At 67.5% G+C, this 21,019-nt stretch carries 18 protein-coding genes and 2 pseudogenes; 4 read left to right on the forward strand and 16 right to left on the reverse strand.

Annotated elements, in window-relative coordinates:
• Positions 1 to 23: 23 nt before the first annotated feature.
• On the reverse strand, positions 24 to 590 hold the full coding sequence (locus tag QFZ60_RS19325; RefSeq protein WP_307092580.1) for a type 1 glutamine amidotransferase domain-containing protein: 567 nt from the start codon (positions 588 to 590) through the stop codon (positions 24 to 26).
• 456 nt (positions 591 to 1,046) lie between these two features.
• On the opposite strand from QFZ60_RS19325, the gene QFZ60_RS19335 reads away from it, so the two are divergent.
• On the forward strand, positions 1,047 to 1,313 hold the full coding sequence (locus tag QFZ60_RS19335) for a hypothetical protein (protein WP_307092581.1): 267 nt from the start codon (positions 1,047 to 1,049) through the stop codon (positions 1,311 to 1,313).
• 70 nt (positions 1,314 to 1,383) lie between these two features.
• On the opposite strand, the gene QFZ60_RS19340 is transcribed toward QFZ60_RS19335, so the two are convergent.
• The 14 genes from QFZ60_RS19340 to dacB form a co-directional block, all read right to left on the reverse strand.
• A complete protein-coding gene (locus QFZ60_RS19340) occupies positions 1,384 to 2,313 on the reverse strand; it encodes a pantoate--beta-alanine ligase (protein WP_307092582.1) in 930 nt (309 codons plus the stop codon).
• A complete protein-coding gene (locus QFZ60_RS19345) occupies positions 2,314 to 3,207 on the reverse strand; it encodes a Rossmann-like and DUF2520 domain-containing protein (RefSeq protein WP_307092583.1) in 894 nt (297 codons plus the stop codon).
• Positions 3,200 to 4,921 (reverse strand): PH domain-containing protein, encoded by a 1,722-nt coding sequence (locus tag QFZ60_RS19350; protein WP_373427698.1) that lies wholly within the window; start codon positions 4,919 to 4,921, stop codon positions 3,200 to 3,202. The genes QFZ60_RS19345 and QFZ60_RS19350 overlap by 8 nt, the downstream gene beginning before the upstream one ends.
• Positions 4,918 to 5,430 (reverse strand): PH domain-containing protein, encoded by a 513-nt coding sequence (locus QFZ60_RS19355; RefSeq protein ID WP_142119095.1) that lies wholly within the window; start codon positions 5,428 to 5,430, stop codon positions 4,918 to 4,920. Before QFZ60_RS19355 ends, QFZ60_RS19350 begins: the two co-directional genes overlap by 4 nt.
• Positions 5,411 to 5,959 (reverse strand): DUF3180 domain-containing protein, encoded by a 549-nt coding sequence (locus tag QFZ60_RS19360; protein ID WP_307092585.1) that lies wholly within the window; start codon positions 5,957 to 5,959, stop codon positions 5,411 to 5,413. The genes QFZ60_RS19355 and QFZ60_RS19360 overlap by 20 nt, the downstream gene beginning before the upstream one ends.
• Entirely contained in the window at positions 5,956 to 6,501 is a 546-nt protein-coding gene (folK, locus tag QFZ60_RS19365) for a 2-amino-4-hydroxy-6-hydroxymethyldihydropteridine diphosphokinase (RefSeq protein WP_142119091.1), read from the reverse strand. The genes QFZ60_RS19360 and folK overlap by 4 nt, the downstream gene beginning before the upstream one ends.
• On the reverse strand, positions 6,498 to 6,890 hold the full coding sequence (folB, locus tag QFZ60_RS19370; RefSeq protein ID WP_307092586.1) for a dihydroneopterin aldolase: 393 nt from the start codon (positions 6,888 to 6,890) through the stop codon (positions 6,498 to 6,500). Before folB ends, folK begins: the two co-directional genes overlap by 4 nt.
• Before the next feature lie 13 nt (positions 6,891 to 6,903).
• The gene (gene folP / locus QFZ60_RS19375; RefSeq protein WP_307092588.1) at positions 6,904 to 7,842 is read right to left on the reverse strand and encodes a dihydropteroate synthase; all 939 of its coding nucleotides are present in this window, start codon (positions 7,840 to 7,842) and stop codon (positions 6,904 to 6,906) included.
• Positions 7,843 to 7,851: 9 nt separating this feature from the next.
• Entirely contained in the window at positions 7,852 to 8,496 is a 645-nt protein-coding gene (gene folE, locus QFZ60_RS19380) for a GTP cyclohydrolase I FolE (RefSeq protein WP_307092589.1), read from the reverse strand.
• Positions 8,497 to 8,505: 9 nt separating this feature from the next.
• A complete protein-coding gene (gene ftsH / locus QFZ60_RS19385) occupies positions 8,506 to 10,569 on the reverse strand; it encodes an ATP-dependent zinc metalloprotease FtsH (RefSeq protein WP_056330654.1) in 2,064 nt (687 codons plus the stop codon).
• Positions 10,570 to 10,792: 223 nt separating this feature from the next.
• Positions 10,793 to 11,344 (reverse strand): hypoxanthine phosphoribosyltransferase, encoded by a 552-nt coding sequence (hpt, locus tag QFZ60_RS19390; RefSeq protein ID WP_056330651.1) that lies wholly within the window; start codon positions 11,342 to 11,344, stop codon positions 10,793 to 10,795.
• Between the two features lie 30 nt (positions 11,345 to 11,374).
• Complete coding sequence (gene tilS / locus QFZ60_RS19395) at positions 11,375 to 12,448, reverse strand: tRNA lysidine(34) synthetase TilS (protein ID WP_307093396.1); 1,074 nt, start codon at positions 12,446 to 12,448, stop codon at positions 11,375 to 11,377.
• Positions 12,449 to 12,601: 153 nt separating this feature from the next.
• Positions 12,602 to 13,732 carry a zinc-dependent metalloprotease gene (locus QFZ60_RS19400; RefSeq protein WP_307092592.1) on the reverse strand — a complete coding sequence of 377 codons (1,131 nt, stop codon included), beginning with the start codon at positions 13,730 to 13,732 and terminating at the stop codon, positions 12,602 to 12,604.
• Between the two features lie 304 nt (positions 13,733 to 14,036).
• Positions 14,037 to 15,545 carry a D-alanyl-D-alanine carboxypeptidase/D-alanyl-D-alanine-endopeptidase gene (dacB, locus tag QFZ60_RS19405; RefSeq protein WP_307092594.1) on the reverse strand — a complete coding sequence of 503 codons (1,509 nt, stop codon included), beginning with the start codon at positions 15,543 to 15,545 and terminating at the stop codon, positions 14,037 to 14,039.
• A 155-nt stretch (positions 15,546 to 15,700) separates the two neighbouring features.
• On the opposite strand from dacB, the pseudogene QFZ60_RS19410 reads away from it, so the two are divergent.
• The 3 genes and pseudogenes from QFZ60_RS19410 (at position 15,701) to QFZ60_RS19420 (ending at position 18,467) form a co-directional block, all read left to right on the forward strand.
• Positions 15,701 to 16,190 (forward strand): annotated as a pseudogene (locus tag QFZ60_RS19410) (inorganic diphosphatase).
• Between the two features lie 190 nt (positions 16,191 to 16,380).
• Positions 16,381 to 17,708 (forward strand): annotated as a pseudogene (locus QFZ60_RS19415) (carboxylesterase family protein).
• 6 nt (positions 17,709 to 17,714) lie between these two features.
• The gene (locus QFZ60_RS19420; RefSeq protein WP_307092595.1) at positions 17,715 to 18,467 is read left to right on the forward strand and encodes a DUF429 domain-containing protein; all 753 of its coding nucleotides are present in this window, start codon (positions 17,715 to 17,717) and stop codon (positions 18,465 to 18,467) included.
• Here the strand turns inward: QFZ60_RS19420 and QFZ60_RS19425 are convergent.
• On the reverse strand, positions 18,464 to 20,917 hold the full coding sequence (locus QFZ60_RS19425; protein WP_373427699.1) for a phosphoketolase: 2,454 nt from the start codon (positions 20,915 to 20,917) through the stop codon (positions 18,464 to 18,466). The two genes, QFZ60_RS19420 and QFZ60_RS19425, sit on opposite strands and share 4 nt — an antisense overlap.
• Between the last annotated feature and the right edge of the window lie 102 nt (positions 20,918 to 21,019).

Raw genomic sequence — 21,019 nt, forward strand, 5'->3', positions numbered from 1 at the left:
CAACCCTGAGGGAACATTAGGGGTCAGGCGGTCTGGCCCGCGTGCTCCCCTTCGGAGATCTCTTCCACCAGCTTGTCGTTGAAGGCCGGGAGGTCATCCGGGTTGCGGCTGGTCACCAGGCCCTGGTCCACCACCACTTCCTGGTCGGTCCAGTTGGCACCGGCGTTCTTCAGGTCTGTTTCCAGGGTGAAGTAGGACGTGACATTGCGGCCCCTGATGACTCCGGCCTCGATCAGCAGCCAGGGTCCGTGGCAGATCGACGCCACAGGCTTGTGCTGTTCAAAGAAGCTGCGCGTGAAGCCCTGGGCATCCTTGTCCACGCGCAGGTGGTCCGCGTTGACGACGCCGCCGGGGAGCACCAGGGCGTCAAAGTCCGAGGCATTTGCTTCAGCCACCGTGAGGTCGACGTCGAAGGTGTCGCCCTTCTCCGTGCCGTTGTAACCCTGCAGCTTGCCGCTCTTGGGCGCCACGAGGGTGGGTTCGCCGCCGGCATCCTTCACGGCCTGCCAGGGGCTGGTGAGCTCCACCTGCTCCACTCCGTCAGTCAGCAGGAATGCCACCTTCTTGCCTGCGATGCTGTGCTCTGACATTGTTCCTCCTCATGCTTGCGGTTGCGCGTTTTTGGCGCGCGGGGTCCCGCCTCGAGAGTTGATTGCCTGACGCTTTCCAGCCTAGGAAAGCTGAAAGTAATAAGCAAGCTGACTATATTTCCGGGGCTTGCACTTCATTGGGCAGGTTTGGCTGCGGATATTTTTCTGCGCTGCGCATATGCCTTTTCGCTCCGGGTATTTGGGGCGCGAAAAGGCATATGCGCCGCGAAGAGACGGACGACGGCGGCGCGGGGCCGGGCTCTCACGGCACCTTTGCAGTACCTGGCGCGAGGCTTGATCCTGGGCTGAGCGCTACGCCCTGTGGTGCTCGATGAGCCAGCGTGCCATCTGCCGGGCACGTTTCGCCGCCTGCAGGTCTCCCTCGGTGGCGGAAATAGTGCATTTGAACGGCGCAGTGATTCCCCGGCCACTGCGGCTTCATGCAAGGAGGCCACTATGACAGTAGAGCGGTTGGTCCAAAGCGTGCCCCCGGTTCCCGAGCCGTGGATTCCCAGTGACACTCCTGAGGAGATCCGCCAGTTCGCCATTGAATCGCTCCGGTGGCAGGCCCAGGAGATTATCGACGAACAGCTTTCCAGCACGGACCCGGCCGAAGAACTGTCCAGGGCACGGCTCCGTCAATGCGTGGCACGCAACCCCGGCCGCCCCGAAAAGGCACTCCTGGAACAGCTGATGGCCAGCGAGGACGGGCTGGACCTGTAACTTCCGTCCTTATCCGTAGACCCTCCCCCGGGCAGCCGGGAAGAATCAGGAAACCTGGGAGTAGCGAAAGTCAGGAACTGAGCGGCACGTTGTCGATCAGCCGCACCGGGCCAACCTTGGCGGCGATGAGCGCCAGGGCCTCGCCGCGGAAAGGAGTTTCCCGGCAGTTTTCAGCCAGCGGCTCGAGGGTTTCGGGATCCACCACTTCGAAGTAGTCCAGTTCAACCAGGGGCTGGGACTCCACGAGCGCCAGCGCGGAATCCAGGTCCAGTGGCTCGTGGGCATTCGCCCGCTCCTCCAGCAGCCGCAGCGCCCGGGAGAGGACCAGCGCGGCGTCCCGCTCGGCGTCGGACAGGAAGCGGTTCCGGCTGGACAACGCCAGCCCGTCCTCTGCCCTGACCGTGGGCACGCCGACGATCTCGACCGGAAAGTTCAGATCGCCAACCATCCGCCGGACCAGGGCCAACTGCTGCGCGTCCTTCTGCCCGAAGTAGGCCCGGTACGCGGGCAGGCCGCCGGCCTGGAAAGCGTCATCGGCGGAACCGGCAGGCAGACCTGCGGCCGGCATGCCGTAATGGAGCAGTTTTGCCACAACGGTCAGGGCGCCGTCGAAGTGTCCGGGCCGGGATGCACCTTCCCACTTTTCGCCGAGCCGGCCGGACGTAACCCGCACCAGGGGCTCCCCGCCGGGGTACACCTCCTCCACTGACGGCGCGAATGCCAGGTCGACGCCCTGCTCCTCCAGCAGCGCAAGATCAGCGTCCAGCGTCCTGGGGTAGCGGTCCAGGTCCACGGCGTCGCCGAACTGCAGGGGGTTGACGAAGATGCTGGCCACCACAACGTCGTTGTGCTCGACGGCGGTGCGCGCCAGTGCGGCATGGCCTTCGTGGAGTGCCCCCATGGTGGGCACCAGGCCCTGCGACGTACCGCGCCTGGCGCCAAGGAGCCTGGCGCTTTCCGCGTGCAGTTCGTGAACGGTTTTGACGAGTTGAATGGACATTCAGTCCTCCTTCGGATCGAGGGCCTCGTGCAGCCCCTTCAGCTGGTCAGGTTTCAGCAGTCCACGCCCTTCTGCCCGCACGGCAGTGGCCCGGGCCATCGCAAGGTAGGCCTCGAGCACATCGCCATGCCTGCCGCCGTCGAACTCCCGCAAAGCCTCGGCATGGGCACCGACCGTCCCCACGTCCCCGCGGGCCACCGGGCCGGTCAGTGCCGATTCCCCCGAGGCCAGCGCGTTTTCCAGGGTGGCGCGCAGCAGCGGACCAAGCATTCGTTCGGGCGCCTCCACCCCAACCTCCCGCAGGAGCTGCGACGCCTGCGCCACCAGGGTCACCAGGTGGTTGGAGCCGTGTGCCAGGGCTGCGTGGTAAAGCGTCCTGTCGGCCTCGGCGATGGCAACGGGTTCCGCCCCCATCTCCACCACCAGTGCCTGGGCGATGGGCAGCATGGCGGCATCCGCCGTCACACCGAAGGTGCAGTCCAGCAGCCGGGTGAGGTCCAGGCTCATGCCGGTGAACGTCATGGCCGGGTGCAGCGCCAGGGGAACGGCCCCGGCAGCGCGCACGGGATGCAGCACGCCCACCCCGAACCGCCCTGAGGTGTGCGCCACGAGCTGGCCGGGCTGCCATGCCCCCAGCTTCGCCAGCCCGTCCACCAGGCCAGGCAGGGCGTCATCCGGCACGGCCAGCAACACCAGTTCCGACCGCTCGACAATGTCCTGCACTTCCAGGACGGGCACGCCGGGCAGCAGCGTTTCAGCCCGTTCGCGGCTTGCGTCGGACACGGCTGACACCCCGACAACGGCGTGCTCGGCAGCGCGCAAAGCAGCGCCCAGCACGGCTCCCACCTTGCCGGCACCGATGATTCCGACGCCGAGGCGTCCGGGCTTAGCCATGCTGCTGGCCTTCCTGTTGATAATGGTTTCGAGTGTCGCCGGGTGCGTCCCGAGGGGCCGGCGCCTCATGCACCGGTACGTCAGCTACCGCGGCGCCGGGCAGTTGCAGGGGAGCCATCGGCGTAGACGCAACCGCCGGAACAACCTGCCGCAACCATTGTTCGGTGGTTTGCCGCTTCCGCGCCAGCCGGGCACGTGCCGACTGGTCGTCGAAGAGCTGCCGGGCTTCGTCCAGCCCGGCCTGGGCCAGCCGGGGGGCCACCGGCCCTGCCGTCGTATGGAGGACCAGGTCCGCCACACGGAACCTGCGCGCCAGGGGTCCCTGCTGCAATGCCAGTGACTGGGTCCGCTGGTGGGGAACCAGCACCAGTTCCCGCCACCAGCGCCCGGAGCGGATCAGCAGGGCCGTGTCAGTTGCGGTGAACCCGTTGCGGCGCCACGCGAGGGGTGCCAGCAGGCGGGCCCGTCGCGGCGTGGTGACGAATCCGCCGTCGGAATCCCTGCCGTTAAGGCCGGCGCTAAACACCAGCTCGGGCTGGCTGGTCCCCGGGTCCGGCAGGACCAGCGAAAGCATGGCCATGACGTCGGACAGCTTTCCCACCGGCAGGAGGGTGGTCCTGGTGTTGCCCTCGGCGGCGTTGCCGGAAACCCCGTAGCCGGCCGCATTCACCTGCATCCGGTACCAGCCGAAGGGCCGCCACAGCGGAGGCTGGGCAACCTTCACCGCCTGGATCCGCCCGGGCGGAAGCGTCTGCGCCTGGGTATCCAGGAGCCCGTACCGCAGCCGGATGCCGTCGGGCGAAACCGCCGCTGTGAAGTTGAACCCCTTATTGAAGAAGTTCCAGTAGCCGGCAGCCAGGCCCAGGGCCGCGGGCACCAGGTAGAAGTAGAAGGCGCGGTTGTCCGTCAGCGTCGACAAAACCACCGAGGCGATGCCGCCCACCACAATAAAGACGCTTTGCTCGCTCAGGATCAGCGATCCGAGAAGGCGCGACGGCGGCACGGCCAGGACAGTGATCTCCGGCGCCTCCGGTGCGGGCCGGGCAAGGCGCTCCGGTCCTGCCGGGCCACCGGAGCTGGTGGCTGCTGCGGCATCAACGCCGGCACCCGTAACCACAACGGCGGATGCCCCGGACGCCTGCGCCAGGATGGTGGCACGCAGCTGCCGGGCATCCTCGATCTTCAGGTAGGCCAGGCGCACCGCTGATTCCCCGGCGTCGGCTACCTCGAATTTGAGTTCCGCCAGCCCGAAGATCCGGGCCAGCAGGGGCTGCACGATGTCAATGGCCTGCACCCGGTCCAGCCGCGCCTGCCGGTGCTGGCGGAAGATGAGCCCGCTATTGACCCTGACATAGCCGCCGGACACCTGGTACTTGGTGAAGTACCAGGTGAGGACGAACCCCAGCACCGCCACGGCCAGCACCACCGCCCCGCCGCCAAGCAGCCAAGGTGCGCGCCTGGCAAACCCGTCCTCGAACACGGGCTGGCCCTGCAGCGTCCGCTCGAAGAGGTCCCGGCCAAAGAAGAAGGTGATGGCGGCCAGGGCAACCCAGCCGCGGACGAAAGGTGAGGCAGGATGCACCCGCAGCCACTCGCCGTCGGACGTTCTGTTGGTTTCCGGGCTGCCCTTGGCAGGTGGAGGCGCAGCTGGAGGAGCAGGCGGAAGCTCAGGCGGCACCCCGGGCGGACCCGGCAGCTGGCCGTCAGTGGTCACAGTCCTGCCAGCCTGGCTTCACCGCGGGCGGCCAGCTGTTCGCGGAGCCGCGCGCCTTCCGCCGCCGGCAGGCCGGGAATGCGTGCGTTCGTGCCGGGTGACGCGGTGTGGAGCTTCACGGTGCAGAGACCCAGTGCGCGTTCCACGGGCCCAACGGCAATGTCCACGTACTGCATCCGCCCGTAGGGAACGGCCATGGTGCGCTGGAAGAAAATGCCGCCCCTGATCAGCAGGTCGTCGTGGCGCTCGGCATAGCCGATGGCCCGGACCTGCCGCGGGATAAGCACCAGCCGCCACAAGGCAGCCAGCAGCGTGGCGGCTGGAACGGTGATGGCAAGCCACAGCGGCGGCCACCGCCACCAGCCCAGGAGGACAAGCAGGAGCGGAGCGGACAGGACCAATACGGTGACAAGGTTGGCCACAGCCCATTCCACCAGCCGGACCGTGATGTATTTCGGCGACACCCGCTGCCAGGCGATACCCGGCGGGTCAATCGCCTCGGTATGCATATTCGCCTTCCCCGGCGGCTTCCCCGCGGGCTGGGCGGCCCTTCTTCCCGTCCGCACTGGTGGTGTCCCCGTCCTCCGGGGGAATTTTGCAGAACCGCTCCACCAGCAGCCCCACCACGATCATCACCAGGCCACCGCCGGCCATGGCCAGGGCCAGCCAGGTGATGCCCTGGTCGCTGCGCAGGCTCCAGATCCGCAACTGGTCCAGGAAGATGCCCACGTGCCAGCCCAGCAGAACCGTTCCGGCGTAGGCGCATGCCTGGGCCAGGACCAGCGTCCGCGCCGCCAGAAGTGGGTCCAGCACGGTTTTCCTGGCCGTGCTGTTGGGTTTGACGCTGTTGCGCCACCTCAGCACCCGGATGCCCAGGATCAGCGTGATGATGACGATGACGCCCATGGTGGCAAGCGCCGTAGCAGGCAGGACCGGAGTGGCCATGCTGTACCGGCTGGTGACAACCGTGGCCGCCCACCCCGCCACCGCAAGGATGACACAGATCAGCAGCAGGCGCAGCGGGTTGATCGGCTTCATCGCTCCTCCACCGCTCCCGCCGTGGGCATGCCGTCGAAGTCGCCGAACCCGTCAAACGGGGCAAGGTCCCCGAAATCCGCAGCCCGAGTTGCCAGGGTGCTGATCCGTTCGCCGTCCAGCGTGGCGGCGGGTTCGATGAGCGACCAGGGGTAGAGAACGAAAGCGCGCGAGGCGGCGCGCGGGTGCGGAATAGTCAGAGTGGGATCGTCGCTGCGGACGTCGCCGTAGGTGATGATGTCGACGTCGAGCGTCCGCGGCCCCCAGTGGACTTCGCGGACGCGGTGGTGCTTGTTTTCCACGGCCTGGCAGTGTTCAAGCAGTTCCTGCGGGGTCAGGCTGGTTTCCACCGTGATGACCATGTTCAGGAAGTCCGGCTGGCCGGGCGGTCCGCCCACGGCTTTGGTCTGGACGATGGGCGAGACGGCAAGGAGCCGGACCTCCGGCGGATCCACCAGGTCGGCCACGGCCTCCGTCAGCGTTTCGTTCCGTTCACCGAGGTTGCTGCCCAGGGCAAGCACGGCCTTGGTGTAGGTCCCGGTCACGTCTGTGCCCCGGAGATGACGGAGCCTGCGGGGACCTGTTCCCTGTGGACAGTGACCGCCACATCTCCGAAAGGGACCTCGATGGGGGCCTGTGGTTTGTGCACGGTGATGTCCACGGCCTGGAGCTTGAATTCGGACAGGAGGCTGTCGGCGATCCGCACCGCGAGTGCCTCAATGAGGTTGAGGGGCTCGCCGGAAATCCACTCGGTAATACGCTGTGCCACCTCACCGTAGTGGGCGGTGTCCCGGACGTCGTCGGACTGCGCCGCCTCGGTGAAGTCCAGGTGGAGCACCGCATCCACGACGAAAGGCTGACCCTCCCGGCGTTCGAAATCGAAGACGCCGTGATGGCCCACGGCCGTCACTCCGGTCAGCGTAATCCTGTCCATGGGTCCCCCGGCCCTATTGTTTTTGCGGTACGGCTTGTGCTGTGGACACTGCGGCCATGCGCGCAGCCACCTTGACGGCGTCAAGGCTGGACCCGACCTCGTGCACGCGGACCGCCCAGGCCCCGCGGTAGGCGCTGATGGCGGTGATGGCCGCCGTGGCAGCATCGCGTTCCTCGGGGGCGGCGGCCTTGCCGGCAACGGTGAGCAGGGTGCCGAGGAAACGTTTGCGGGAGGCGCCCACCAGGACCTTGTGGCCCAGGCTGTCCAGCTGGTCCAGGTTCTGCAGCAGCTCCCAGTTCTGGGCGTCGTTCTTGGCGAACCCCAGGCCCGGGTCGATGATGATCTGTTCCTGGCTGACCCCGGCGGCGTACAGTTTGTCCCGCACTCCTGCCAGCTCCGCCACCACTTCACCGGCTACGTCCGCGTATTCCGCGAGCGAGTTCATGGTTCGGGCGTCCCCGCGGCGGTGGGTGAGCACGTACGGCATTTTGGAGGCCGCCACGAACTCGGCCATTTCGGGCTCGATACTCAGGCCGGAGATGTCGTTGATGATTGCTGCCCCGGCCTTCACCGCGGCTGCAGCCGTCGAGGCGTGGGTGGTGTCGATGCTGACGAGTGCGCCTGCCTTCACCAGGGCCTCGATCACAGGCAGGACCCGGCGCTGTTCCTCGTCCGGCGTGACATCCTCAGCTCCCGGCCGGGTGGATTCGCCCCCGACGTCGATGATGTCGGCGCCCGCGTAGAACATCCGCAGGCCGGCAGCGATGGCAGTGTCCGCGGTGGCGTGCTTTCCGCCGTCGCTGAAGGAGTCCGGGGTGACGTTCAGGATTCCCATGACCAGGGTGCGGTCAGTGGGCAGGTCGGCGAAGCGCGCTGCCGGGCGCGGCTTGCGCAGGATGGGCAGCGGGGAGGTTGCGGGCCCCGTTCCAGGGGCTGCAGCGAGTGAATCCATGGTCTGTTGTTACCTTCCGAGGATGAGGCTCATGGCTTCGGCACGGGTGGCCGGGTCATGAAGCTGCCCGCGGACCGCACTGGTGACGGTCTTCGCTCCGGGCTTGCGGATACCGCGCATCGACATGCACATGTGTTCGCATTCAACGACCACGATGGCGCCACGGGGTTTGAGGTGGCGGACCATCGCTTCGACGATTTCAGTGGTGAGCCGCTCCTGCACCTGTGGGCGGCGCGCGTAGATGTCCACCAGGCGGGCCAGCTTGCTCAGCCCGGTGACCTTGCCGTCGTGCGAGGGAATGTAGCCAACATGGGCCACCCCGTGGAACGGCACCAGGTGGTGCTCGCACGTGGAGTAGAACGGGATGTCCTTGACCAGGACCAGTTCTTCATGGTCCAGGTCAAAGGTGGTGGACAGCACCTCCGCGGGGTCGCGGTGCAGTCCCGCGAACATTTCGGCGTACGCCTTGGCCACCCTTTTCGGGGTGTCGAGGAGGCCGCCGCGGTCCGGGTCCTCGCCGATGGCAAGGAGGATCTCACGGACGGCCGCCTCGATCCTCGGCCGGTCCACCTTTTCGTGTTTCGAATGGTGGGAACCGTCCTCCGCCAGATGTGCGGCGTAGGCGGGAACGTCGTCGTCGTCGAAAGAAGTCACAGGGAAAGCTTAGCCGCGAAGGGTGTCAGGCCCCGAGTCGGGGGTGCCGCCGTGAAACGGAGCGTCTTCCGGAACGCCCTGCGAATGAGGGGGCTGGGCGTCCAGCGGCTCATCCATCCGGGCCTTCTTGGCTTCCTCCTGCGCCTCGCGCTCGGCGCGCTCCTGGCGGCTCTCCACCGGGCCTGCCATCTGGACCGGGCGGGTCTCCTTGGACAGCCACACCTCGCGGAAGTCACGCTTGCGGACATCCCTGAAGATGTCGGCGATCTCGGCCTGGTTCAGCGTTTCGCGCTCCAGCAACTCCAAGGCCAGGAGGTCCAGGACGTCCCGGTTTTCGGTGAGGATCTCGTAGGCCTCATCGTGGGCCTGCTCAATCAGGCGGCGCACTTCCTCGTCCACGACGTAGGCGATCTGGTCCGAGTAGTTGCGCTCGTGGCCTGCGTCGCGGCCCAGGAAGGGTTCCCCGCCGCCCTGGCCCAGGCGGACCGCGCCGACGCGTTCGCTCATGCCGTATTCGGTGACCATCTTGCGGGCCGTGCCGGTTGCCTTCTCGATGTCGTTGGAGGCGCCGGTGGACGGATCGTGGAACACGATCTCTTCGGCCACGCGGCCGCCCATGGCATAGGCCATCTGGTCCAGGAGCTCATTGCGGGTTACGGAGTACTTGTCGTTTTCCGGAACCACCATGGTGTAGCCCAGGGCCCGGCCGCGCGGGAGGATGGTGATCTTGGTGACCGGAGCGGAGTTGCGGAGGGCCGCCGCCACCAGGGCGTGGCCGCCTTCGTGGTACGCGGTGATCTTGCGCTCGTGTTCCTTCATGACCCGGCTGCGCTTCTGCGGGCCGGCCATGACGCGGTCAATGGCTTCGTCCAGGGCGCGGTCGTCGATCAGGTTGGCGTTGGAGCGGGCGGTGAGCAGCGCAGCCTCGTTGAGGACGTTGGCGAGATCGGCACCCGTGTAGCCGGGGGTCTTCTTGGCCACGGCCTTCAGGTCCACACCCGGCGCCATCGGCTTGCCCTTGGCGTGCACCTGCAGGATTTGGTCGCGGCCGATGAGGTCCGGTGCATCCACGCCGATCTGGCGGTCGAAGCGGCCGGGACGCAGCAGTGCGGGGTCCAGGACGTCGGGCCGGTTGGTGGCGGCGATGAGGATGACGTTGGTTTTCACGTCGAAGCCGTCCATTTCAACCAGCAGCTGGTTGAGGGTCTGCTCGCGTTCGTCGTTGCCGCCGCCGATGCCTGCACCGCGGTGGCGGCCGACGGCGTCGATCTCGTCGACGAAGATGATGGCGGGCGAGTTGGCCTTCGCCTGTTCGAAAAGGTCGCGGACGCGGGAAGCGCCGACGCCGACGAACATTTCCACGAAGTCCGAGCCGGAGATGGAGAAGAAGGGGACGCCTGCCTCACCGGCCACCGCGCGGGCCAGCAGGGTTTTACCGGTACCTGGAGGGCCGTAGAGCAGCACGCCCTTGGGGATCTTGGCGCCAACAGCCTGGAACTTGGCCGGTTCCTGCAGGAATTCCTTGATCTCCTGCAGTTCCTCCACGGCCTCGTCGGAGCCGGCCACGTCCGCGAAGGTCACCTGCGGCATGTCCTTGCTGACCATCTTGGCCTTGGACTTGCCGAACTGCATGATCTTGGAGCCGCCGCCCTGCATGCGGGTCATCAGGAACCAGAAGAGGGCGCCCAGCAAGATGACCGGGATCAGGAGGGAGAGCAGGCCGGAGAACCAGTTGCTTTCAATCGGCTGGTCAGTGAAGCCCTGGGCCGGCTTGGCATCGGTGACAGCCTTCACCACGTCCTGCGCGCGGGCATCCACGAAGAAGAACTGGACGCTCTTGCCCTTGTCCTGCCCCTCCAGCTGGAGGTTGTCCTTCAGCGTGAGGTCAACGCGGTTCTCGCCGTCGAAGATCTTGGCCTGCTCCACCTTGTTGCCGGAGAGCAGTTCCAGGCCCTTGTCGGTATCGATCCGGGCCGCACCGCCGGGGGCGAGCGTTGCAAAAGCCACGAGGAGCAGACCGACCACAACGACGATCCAGATGCCCGGGCCTTTGAAGAAGTTCTTAGCTTTCATCTGTTCGGGGGCTGGCCCCGTCCCTTCCGGTAGTGCTTCACGGCGAGTAGTCTGCGCGCGTGATGGTGCTGCGTCAGCTTCTAGCTATACACCGTCCGGAGTACATCACGCATAGCGAAAAGCAAAAGTTCCCTGTGGGCGTAGCTGCGCCGGGACAGTGCAGAAGCTGCCTGCGTGGCGGGGTTTTGCCGGGGCACGGCGGCGGCGAAGCCTGCCGCGCGGCCTACTCGTAGACGTGCGGGGCCAGGGTTCCCACGAAATCAAGGTTGCGGTACTTTTCGGCGTAGTCCAGGCCGTAGCCCACCACGAATTCATTGGGGATGTCGTAGCCGACGTACTTGACGTCGATTTCCACCTTGGCGGCGGTGGGCTTCCGGAACGCTGTGCAGATCTCCACCGAGGCGGTACCGCGGGATTCCAGGTTGGTCTTGAGCCAGGACAGGGTAAGGCCGGAGTCGATGATGTCCTCGACGATCAGGACGTCCTTGCCCATCAGGTCGGTGTCCAGGTCCTTCAGGATGCGCACCACACCCGAGGACTGGGTTCCCGAACCGTAGGAGGAGACGGCCATCCAGTCCATGGAGATGTGGCTGTGGAGTGCGCGGGCAAGGTCGGCCATGACCATCACGGCGCCCTTCAGCACGCCCACAAGGAGGATCTCGCGCCCTTCGTAGTCCTTGTCGATCTGCGCAGCGAGCTCGCTGATCCGCTGCTGGATCTGCTCCTTGGTGTAGAGAACGTGCTTGAGATCTGCCTGGACGTCGTTTGAATCCACCAATGGCTCCTGTTTAGATGCGGGGTGCGACTATTTTGCGGGCGGTTTTTGAGGCCGGAATACTAGCTTCCCACAGCGTGCCGGTTCGCGGGGAACAGAACCGGGGCCGCCCTTGGCCCCAGGCACACCCGCAGCCTTCGATCGCTCCAGCTGCGCCAGGGACAGCCGGTACACGCTGACGCCGCCGGGAAGCTCCACGGGACCGGCCGAACCCTGCCGCCGCAGCAGCGCTTCCGCCGCCAAAAGGCGCTGGTAGCTGGGCTGCTGCCCGCCGACGTCGGCCGCTGCCTTGGCGATCACCCGGAACCTGATGGCCGGGGCCAGGGCACGCAACGCCTCCTCCGGCAGCGCCAGCGTGCCGCCGTCCCGCTCCACGAGGGATGCGAAGGTGCTTTCCGCCACAGCCTCCAGGTAGTCGGCGTCCAGCTGCAGGATGGCGGCGGTCCGGGCGAGGGACTCGGCGACGCCGGGACCGAGGTTTTCCTCGAGGTGCGGGAGGACTTCGACACGGGTCCGGGAGCGTGCGAACGCGGGATCGGTGTTGGTGGGATCGTGCCAGGGATCCAGTTCCTCCACCGCGCAGATCTCCTCGGTGTCCGCCCTCCGCAGGCCGAGGAACGGGCGCAAGAGGACGCTGTTCCCGGCACCGGCCCTGGCGGGCCGCATGCCGGCGAGGGAACGGGAGCCGGAGCCCCGGGCAAGGCCCAGCAGTACCTGCTCCGCCTGGTCGTCGAGGGTGTGACCCAGCAGGATGGCGTCCGCGCCCTGGGCCTCAGCGGCCGCTTCGAGCGCCGCATGCCGGGCTTCGCGTGCCGCGGCCTCGGGGCCCATGCCGGCACCGGCCACCGTCACCGTGCGGATTTCCACGGGTGACAGGCCCAACTCCTCCAGTGTCCCGGCAGTGCGTGCGGCAACGTCCGCGGACCCCTCCTGCAGCCGGTGGTCCACCACCACGGCACCCACGGTCAGCCGATGCCCGTCCACGTGGCCGCGCCGGGCAAAGTACGCGGCGACGGCGGCGAGTGCGAGCGAGTCAGGCCCCCCGCTGCACGCCACCAGGACGTGGCGGGGGTATCCGGCGTCAGCCAGCGCGTTTTGCAGCATTTTGCGCGCGGTCCCGACGACGGGCGCGAGCCTTCCGGGCCGGCGTCGTCCGCCGCGTGTCCCCACGGCGCCGGCGGACGGGCTGCCAGGCACGGGTGTCCCGGGCACGCGTGTCCCGGGCAACGGTGTTCCGGACAAGGGGGCGTCCGTCAATCAGAGCCCCATCCGCTCAAGCCACAGCTTGGCGTCGTGGATCTCAGGCTCGGTGGGCAGGTGGTCCACCGACTCCCACACCCTGTTGAAGCCCTCCATCCCGGCCGCCTCCACCACGGCGCGGACGAAGCGGGCGCCGTCGGAGTACTGGCGCATCTTGGCGTCGAGTCCCAGGAGGCTGCGGATGAATTTCTCGATGACCCCACGGTCCTTGCCGCGGTCGTTGAACCGCTGCCGGATGGTCTTCACGGAGGGGACAATGCTGGCGTCCACGGCGTCCATCACCACGTTTGCGTGCCCTTCGAGGAGGCTCATCACGGCGGTGAGGTGGGAGATGGCAGCCTTTTCCTCAGGGTCCTGCAGCAGGTCCAGGATGGCGCCGCGGCCGGGCGTATTGCCGGTGGCGGAGCGGTCCTTTAAGGAGCGGGCAGCCGCGGTGGCGCGCTCCATCAGGGTATCGACGTTGCCCAGGAGGTGGCCGCTGAGTTCATCGATCTGTTCCAGCATGTGGTGCCGCAGCCAGGGTGCCGCCGCGAACTGGACCCGGTGGGTTTGCTCGTGCAGGCAGACCCAGAGTCGGAAATCCTCCGGCGTGACGTTGAGTTCACGCTCCACCGAGACGATATTGGGGGCCACCAGCAGGAGCCTGCCGCCAGCGGGGGCCGACGAGTTTTCTGCCAGCGCCGCGAAGGGATCGTACTGGCCCAGGACCTTGCTGGACAGAAAGGCAAGCACGGCACCCAACTGGCTGCCGGTGAGGGCGCCGCTGACCTGGGCGGCGGCGGGGCTGAGGGTTCCGCGGCGGCTGTCCAGCATCTTCTGCATGGCAGGCTTGAGCATCACCGCGAAGCTCTGGGTGTTGGCTTTGGCCCAGGACGCCCGGTCCACCACCAGCACCGAGGAATCGCGGAGATCCCGCGCCGCCTCCAGCCCGGTGATCTCGTGGACGTGCGGAACAGAGGCATCCGCCAGACGGCGAAGGCTGTCCACCGCCTCGCCAATGGCCTTTTCATCGAGCACGGGCCCGGCGGGAGCCAGCCGCGCGGCGGCAGAAGCAGCAAGGTCCCAGTTGATCAGGGACTGGGCTGTTGGGGACAACGTCGATGCGGACTCGCGCGCAGTGGACTCCATGGTTCCCATCAGAACACAGCAGGCTGGGGATCGTCCTTAAGTTCGCTGACCGGCGAACTTCCACAGCCGCCGCACAGGAGGGCGAAAGCAGCGTCCCAGTCCGGAGCGGCATTGTCGAAGGACAGGAAGAATCCCCCCCAAGAAGGAGGCCGTCATGATCCCCTACCGTCCCATTCCTCCCCTGACCGCAGGCCCGCGCAAGGGCTGGGCGTCCGTGCTTGCCGCCGTCGTCATGGCTGCGCTGCTGGGCGTCCAGCCCCGGTAGCACCAACAGCAGGAGTACCCGCCGCCGGAGGAATTAGGGCTAGCGGCAGCCGCAGCCTGCCAGCGCCGTGGCGGCACGGTCCAGGGCTTCCTTGTTGCCGGCAGCGCCGGGCGTGAGGCCATTGCCGATGAAGGAGAAGACCAGGAGCCGTCCGTCGGCGTCCACAACGTACCCGCTCAGTGCCAGCACCGTGTTCAGTGTCCCGGTCTTGGCGCGGACCAGGCCGGCGCCACCGGAGGTGGCGGCATCCCCGTAGCGGGCGTCCAGGGTTCCGGAGAGTCCGCCCACCGGAAAGCCGTCCAGCGCGGCCCGAAGCCTGGTATCGGCGCCGATGGCGATGGCGCGCACCACCTCCGTGAACTGGCGGGCCGAAACCTGGTTGCCCATGGCCAGCCCGCACACATCCGCCAGCTTCAGCGCGTCGGTGGGTATGCCGGCGGCGGCAAGCTCGGCGGAGACCACAGCCGTGGCACCCTCATTGCTCCCTGGCCGGCCGGTGGCCACAGCGGCCATCCGCCCCATGGTTTCGGCCAGGTAGTTGTCCGAAACCTGCAGCATCAGGTTTACCTGCTCTGCCACGGTGGCCGATTCAACGGCCGCCAGGGCTGCGGTGTTGGGTTGGGAAGCCCCTGGTGAACGTTCGACGCCGGCCGCCACCGTGAGCCCCGCCCCGGCACCTGCCGCACGGAGCCGGGCTTCGAACTCCGCCGCGGCGGCCATGGCTGCATCCTGGGGCCGGGGACCGGTGGTGACGGCCGGATTAAGGCGGGCAGAGTTGAGGGCCAGGGGGTACAGCGGGGCTATCTCACCGGCTTCCACGTCGCCGCTCTGCCAGTTGGGATTCAGCGCCGGCCCTGTGAAGAGGGAGTCATCCACCAGGACCTTGATATCTCCCGTGATGCCCGCTGCCTGCAGGGCCTGCGCCGTGAGGGCGGCCAGGGTGGCCAGGCCGGCGTGGCCCATAACCTGTTCCGGCTGCGACTCCCCCGCCGCCAGGAGGACGTCGCCGCCGCCCACCAGCACCACCTGCCCGGCGGCGGTGCCGGGGACAACTTTGGTGGTGAAACGATGGTCCGGCCCCAGGGTGCGCAGGGCGGCCACCGCCGTCAGCAGCTTAAGGTTCGACGCCGGCACCCGGCTTTCTGCCCCGCCCCGGTCGAAGAGGACCTGGCCCGTGAGCGCGTCCTGCACCGTACCGGTGAAAGTACCGCCGCCGTCGACCTTTAACGCAGGCTCCACCTGGGCCGTCACTGCTGCCTGGAGCGGCACCGGGGCGGACGCCTGAAGCGGGGCAAGAACCTGCGGGGCGGAGAGGGTGGCGGGGGCCTGCTGCCAGGCAGGGGGCGCCGGTTTAGGTTGAGGGGCGTCGGGGCCGATGAAGCCCGGGGCCACCAGCAGGGCTCCCGGGACGGCCAGGACGAGCAGGAGCAATGCCGCCAGGACCAGCGGCCAGGGCCTGCGCGGCCCTTCCCCCGCGACCTGGCCGAGGCCGCCGCGGGGCCCCGAGCGATGCGCGCGCAACGGTTCCCGGCCGGTTGTTTTGGTCATGCTGGTGCTGGTCCTCAAGTCCTGAAATATCCCCACAAGTTCCTGATTCCAGGGCCTCTCGCTATATCCTCAATAGTAGTCGGCGGCACCGCCACTCTTTTTTGTGGGCCCGTCAAGTGTGCCGCGCACCCCCTGCAATTGCCGAGGAGCATTCCATGAAGCACGACGTGACCATCGAGATCCCCAAGGGATCGCGCGTCAAGTACGAAGTTGACCACGAGACCGGCCGCGTCCGCCTGGACCGCGTCCTCTTCACCTCCATGCAGTACCCCACGCACTACGGGTACTTCGAAACACACCCTCGGCGAGGACGGCGACCCGCTGGACGCACTGGTGCTCCTGCAGGACTTCGACCTGCACCCCGGCGTCATCGTGGAGTCCCGCCCCATCGGCGTCTTCAACATGACCGACGACGGCGGCGGAGACGCCAAGATCCTCTGCGTTCCGGTGGATGCCCGCTTTGACCACATCCAGGAAGTCAGCGACGTCAACGAATTCCTGATCAAGGAAATCGAGCACTTCTTCACCCGCTACAAGGACCTGGAGCCGGGCAAGTGGGTCAAGGCTGAGGGCTGGGGCGACCGCGCCGCCGCCGAGGCCGAACTGGAAGCCTCCATCAAGCGTTACGTGCCCACCGGCCACTAGTCCCCACCGTCCCCCTAACCTCGCTCCGCTCGGTCAGGGAACCCTGACGGCGTGGGCCCACCCACCGTCCCCCTAACCGGACACTAGTCCCCGCCTGCTGGACCAAACCCCGCGTTATTCGCCGGGGAAAGGTCCGGGAGGCGGGGATTTCTGTTGTCCGGCCGCCGTGAATCTGTGGAATCGTTGGCCTGTGACTTCCGAGCCTTCGTTTAATCCTCCCTGCGGGCCCGTCGCGGGCTGGCGGGACGGCGACGTTATCCGCGCCACCGGCATCCCCTATGCCACTGCTGGACGGTTCCAGCCACCCGCACCGGCCCCGGACTGGACCTCCGAACTGTCCGCCACCTTGCCCTCCCCTGCCTGCCCGCAGGCGCCTGTCCCCTTCCTCGACGACGTCCTGGGCACCCGGTACGGGGAACTTCCGGGCAGCGAGGACTGCCAGAACCTGTCCATCACCATGCCGGGCGACCTGGCACCGGACGAAAAACTGCCCGTCATGGTCTGGATCCACGGCGGCTCCTACACCACCGGATCCGGCGACCTGGCCATCTTCGACCCCGTCCGGCTGGTGGCCGAGAACCGCGTCATCGTGGTCTCCGTGACCTACCGGCTGGGGCTGTTCGGGTTCCTGGCAACACCGGGCGGGCGCCCCGGCAACCTGGGGCTTTTGGACCAGCTTGAGGCGTTCCGGTGGGTGCAGCGGAACATCGCGGCCTTTGGCGGGGACCCCGGCCGGGTCACCGCGTTTGGCCAGTCCGCCGGCGGAGATGCCATTGCCCACCTGATGGCCACTCCTGAGGCGCCCACCCTTTTCCAGCGTGCCATCATCCAGAGCGCACCGCTCGGCATCACCCGGGGGCGCGCCAAAATGAACCACGCCATGGGCATTGCGGCCGAATCCGTCACCGAACAGACACCGGCCATGGATGTGGTGGCGCTCGAGGAGCAGGTCACCCAGGTGGCCAAAAAGTTCGGCATGCTGGCCGCCATGCCCTTTGGCACCCAGTACGGGCACCACCCCCTTCCGGCGGAATCCGATATCGAAGCGGCGTGGGACCGGACGGCTCCCGCCATCGAGGTGCTGATCGGCCACACCTCGGAGGAGGCCCGGCTGTTCCTCCCCCGCAGTCCGCGCCTGATGCGCTTGGCGGGGGGGTCCCTGTGGTGGGGCCGCACGCCGTGCGCGCCATCGACTGGGTAGTCACCGAAACCGTCTACGGCCGGGCCACCCGCCGGTTCGCCCGGCGCCACGTCAAGGCGGGCGGAAAGGCCCACCGCTACCTCCTGACTTGGCACGCCCCCGGCAACATCTTTGGCGCAGCGCACACCGTCGACCTGCCGCTGCTGCTCGGCACCAGGAAGACCTGGGACGGCGTGGGCCTGATCGACGGTGCCCGCTGGGAGGACGTGGACATGACGGGCCGGTCAGTGCGGGCCCTGTGGGCCGGCTTCGCCCGCGGCGATGATCTCGGCGAAGCGGGAGCTGTTGACGGCGCACTGCGTTACAGGCGGGTCTGACACGCCGTGAAAACACTTGGCGTGGACCTGGCGGCGGCCACCAAGAAGACTGCCGTGGCCGTCATCGAATGGGGCCAAGGTTCCGCACAGCTGGACCACCTGGCACTCGACGTGACTGACCAGGAGATCGTGGAGCTCTTCGGCGCCTGCGACATGACCGGCGTGGACTGTCCTGTGGGCTGGCCCGACGCGCTGATCCCTTTCCTCACCGGCCACCTGGACTTCGACACCGGACCCGTCCTGGAGTACGACGGGATCGCCGGCCGCAGGCTCCTTGCCTACCGCGACACCGACCGGTTCGTCACGCGCCAGACAGGGCTGATCCCGTTGAGCGTCTCCGCGGACCGGCTGGCACACCCGGCCATGCGCTGCGCGGTGATCCAGGCAAAGATTGCAGCGCTGCATGGTCCGCAGCCGCGGGATGGATCCGGGCGCCTGGCCGAGGTGTACCCGGCCGCGTCGCTGAAGATCTGGGGCCTCAACGGACGCGGCTACAAGGGAAGGAGCGTCCCCGAAGCCGAACGCCTCGGCCTCCTGCTGGCAGCCCTCGAAGAGCAGGCGCCATGGCTGGACCTGGCCGGACACCGGGACAGCCTCGCCGGTTCGGACGACCTGTTCGACGCCGTCATAGCCTCCCTCACCGCCCGGGCCGCCGCCCGCCGTCGTACGCTTTGGCCGGACGGGTCCCACGCCAAGGCGGCACGCAGCGAAGGCTGGATCCACCTCCCGTCCTGCACGCTGGACGGGCTCCCGGGCTAAGCGGCAGGGTTCCCCAGCTTCCAGTTCCGGATCTCCTCCGGGTCCTCGCCGTGGGTGCGCGTGTGCTCGCGGGCGCGGTTGCGGCGGTCCTGCAGTTCCTGGCGCAGCAGCGAGTGCTTTTCGGCAAGCCCGGGCACACGGTCGATCGCGTCGATTGCCAGGGTGAAGCGGTCAATACCGTTGAGCATGGCCATGTCGAACGGCGTGGTGGTGGTCCCCTCTTCCTTGTATCCGTGCACGTGCAGGCCCTGCTGGTTGGTGCGCCGGTACGCCAACCGGTGGATCAGTGCCGGATAGCCGTGGTACGCAAAGATAACGGGCTTGTCCGCGGTGAAGATGCCGTCAAAGTCATGGGCAGGGAGGCCGTGCGGGTGCTCGCTTTCGTCCTGCAGCCGCATCAGGTCCACCACGTTGACCACCCGGACTTTGAGGCCGGGCGCGCCCTCGCGCAGCAGTTCGGCGGCCGCCACGGTCTCCACCGTGGGCACGTCGCCGGCGCAGGCCAGCACGACGTCGGGCTCCTCGCCGGGCACCTCGGAGCCGGCGAACGTCCAGATCCCCAGGCCGCGGCGGCAGTGGTTGGCGGCGTCGGCGGGGCCAAGCCAGGTGGGCGAGGGCTGCTTGCCGCTGACCACGATGTTCACGTAGTCCGTGGAGGCCAGGCAGTGTTCCATGACGGACAGCAGGGTGTTGGCGTCCGGCGGCAGGTACACCCTGATGACTTCGGCCTTCTTGTTCACCGCATGGTCGATGAAGCCGGGGTCCTGGTGCGAGAACCCGTTGTGGTCCTGCTGCCACACGTGCGATGACAGCAGGTAGTTCAGCGAGGGCACCGGCTGGCGCCAGTGCAGTTTGCGGGAGACCTTCAGCCATTTGGCGTGCTGGTTGAACATGGAGTCGACAATGTGGACAAAGGCCTCATAACAGTTGAAGACCCCGTGCCGGCCGGTGAGGAGGTACCCCTCGAGCCAGCCCTGGCACAGGTGCTCGCTGAGCACCTCCAGGACGCGGCCGGAGCGCGCCAGGTGCTCATCGACGTCGTCAATCCGGTACTGCCACACCTTGTCGGTGACCTCGTAGACGTTCTGCAGCCGGTTGGACGCCGTCTCATCCGGCCCGAACAGCCGGAAGTTCTCCATGTTCTGCGCGATCACGTCCCGCATCCAGGAGCCGAGCGTGATCATGGGGCTGACCCGGTCGATGCCGGCGTTGGGGACCTCCACGGCGTGGTCCTGGTAGGCGGGCAGTTTCAGCGCGCGTCTCAGCAGTCCCCCGTTGGCATGCGGGGTGGCGCTCATGCGGAAATCTCCGGTGGGCGCTCCTTGCGCAACATCGGGACGGAGCCGGCCATCGCCGTCGAACAACTCCTCCGGCCGGTAGGACTGCAGCCACTCCTCCAGCTGCTTCAGGTGCTCGCCGTTGGTGCGCACCTCCGACAACGGCACTTGGTGGGCGCGCCAGGTGCCTTCCACCTGCAAACCGTCCACGGTGCGCGGCCCCGTCCAGCCCTTGGGCGAGCGCAGGACAATCAGGGGCCAGCGGTGCGCGGCGTCCTCGCCGGACTCTCCACCGGATGCATCCTGCCGGTGGGCGTCCTGGATGGCCCTGATGTCCGCCAGGCACTGGTCCAGGACCGCGGCGAAGTCACGGTGCGCCTGCTCCGTGTTGTCCGGGTCCGTCACCGTGACGAAGTATGGCTCGTGGCCGTACCCGCGCAGCAGCTGCTCGAGCTGGTCCTGCGGCATCCGGGCCAGGACGGTGGGGTTGGCGATCTTGTAGCCGTTCAGGTGCAGGATGGGCAGGACGGCGCCGTCCACCGCGGGGTCCAGGAAGTTGTGGGAGTGCCAGCTGGCGGCCAGCGGCCCGGTTTCGGCCTCACCGTCGCCGATCACCACCGCTGTGACCAGCTGCGGATTGTCGAACACCGAGCCGTAGGCGTGGGCCAGGGAGTAGCCCAGCTCGCCGCCTTCGCTGATGGAGCCGGGGCTTTCCGGGGCCGCATGGCTGGGGATCCCGCCCGGGTAGGAGAACTGCCGGAACAGTTCGGCCAGGCCGGTCTCGTCATTGCCCACATGGCCGTAGATTTCGGAGTACGTTCCCTCCAGCCAGGCATTGGCGACGACGGCGGGACCGCCATGGCCGGGACCGGCAACAAAGAGCATCTCCAGGGAGTCGCGGCGGATCACGCGGTTCAGGTGGGCGTAGACGAAGTTGAGTCCGGGGGTGGTGCCCCAGTGGCCCAGCAGGCGGGACTTGGTGTCCTCAGCCTGCAGCGGTTCGCGCAGCAGCGGGTTGGACCGCAGGTAGATCTGCCCTACCGAAAGATAATTGGCGGCCCGCCACCATTTGTCGACGAGGCTGAGTTCGTCCTGCCCCAGCCCGCCCTGCCGCATGTCATCCTGCCGCGTGTCATCCTGCCGCCGTTCATCCTGTCCAGCGCTGCCGGGCATAACCATCCTCACGTCGGGTGTGCCGCTGCAGGCGGCCGTTCCCCCATCGCAACAGATGGAGGGGCAGGCAGGCAAGCCCCGCCGTCGGGCTCTCCCGCTCTT

This window comes from Arthrobacter sp. B2I5 (genome assembly GCF_030816735.1).
GTDB lineage: Bacteria > Actinomycetota > Actinomycetes > Actinomycetales > Micrococcaceae > Arthrobacter.

Excerpts from the sequence above, each read along its gene's own strand:
- QFZ60_RS19325 (WP_307092580.1), bottom strand. The coding sequence starts at position 590 with ATGTCAGAGCACAGCATCGCAGGCAAGAAGGTGGCATTCCTGCTGACT.
- QFZ60_RS19335 (WP_307092581.1), top strand. The coding sequence starts at position 1,047 with ATGACAGTAGAGCGGTTGGTCCAAAGCGTGCCCCCGGTTCCCGAGCCG.
- QFZ60_RS19340 (WP_307092582.1), bottom strand. The coding sequence starts at position 2,313 with ATGTCCATTCAACTCGTCAAAACCGTTCACGAACTGCACGCGGAAAGC.
- QFZ60_RS19345 (WP_307092583.1), bottom strand. The coding sequence starts at position 3,207 with ATGGCTAAGCCCGGACGCCTCGGCGTCGGAATCATCGGTGCCGGCAAG.
- QFZ60_RS19355 (WP_142119095.1), bottom strand. The coding sequence starts at position 5,430 with ATGCATACCGAGGCGATTGACCCGCCGGGTATCGCCTGGCAGCGGGTG.
- QFZ60_RS19360 (WP_307092585.1), bottom strand. The coding sequence starts at position 5,959 with ATGAAGCCGATCAACCCGCTGCGCCTGCTGCTGATCTGTGTCATCCTT.
- folB (WP_307092586.1), bottom strand. The coding sequence starts at position 6,890 with ATGGACAGGATTACGCTGACCGGAGTGACGGCCGTGGGCCATCACGGC.
- folP (WP_307092588.1), bottom strand. The coding sequence starts at position 7,842 with ATGGATTCACTCGCTGCAGCCCCTGGAACGGGGCCCGCAACCTCCCCG.
- ftsH (WP_056330654.1), bottom strand. The coding sequence starts at position 10,569 with ATGAAAGCTAAGAACTTCTTCAAAGGCCCGGGCATCTGGATCGTCGTT.
- tilS (WP_307093396.1), bottom strand. The coding sequence starts at position 12,448 with ATGCTGCAAAACGCGCTGGCTGACGCCGGATACCCCCGCCACGTCCTG.
- QFZ60_RS19400 (WP_307092592.1), bottom strand. The coding sequence starts at position 13,732 with ATGGAGTCCACTGCGCGCGAGTCCGCATCGACGTTGTCCCCAACAGCC.
- dacB (WP_307092594.1), bottom strand. The coding sequence starts at position 15,545 with ATGACCAAAACAACCGGCCGGGAACCGTTGCGCGCGCATCGCTCGGGG.
- QFZ60_RS19425 (WP_373427699.1), bottom strand. The coding sequence starts at position 20,917 with ATGCCCGGCAGCGCTGGACAGGATGAACGGCGGCAGGATGACACGCGG.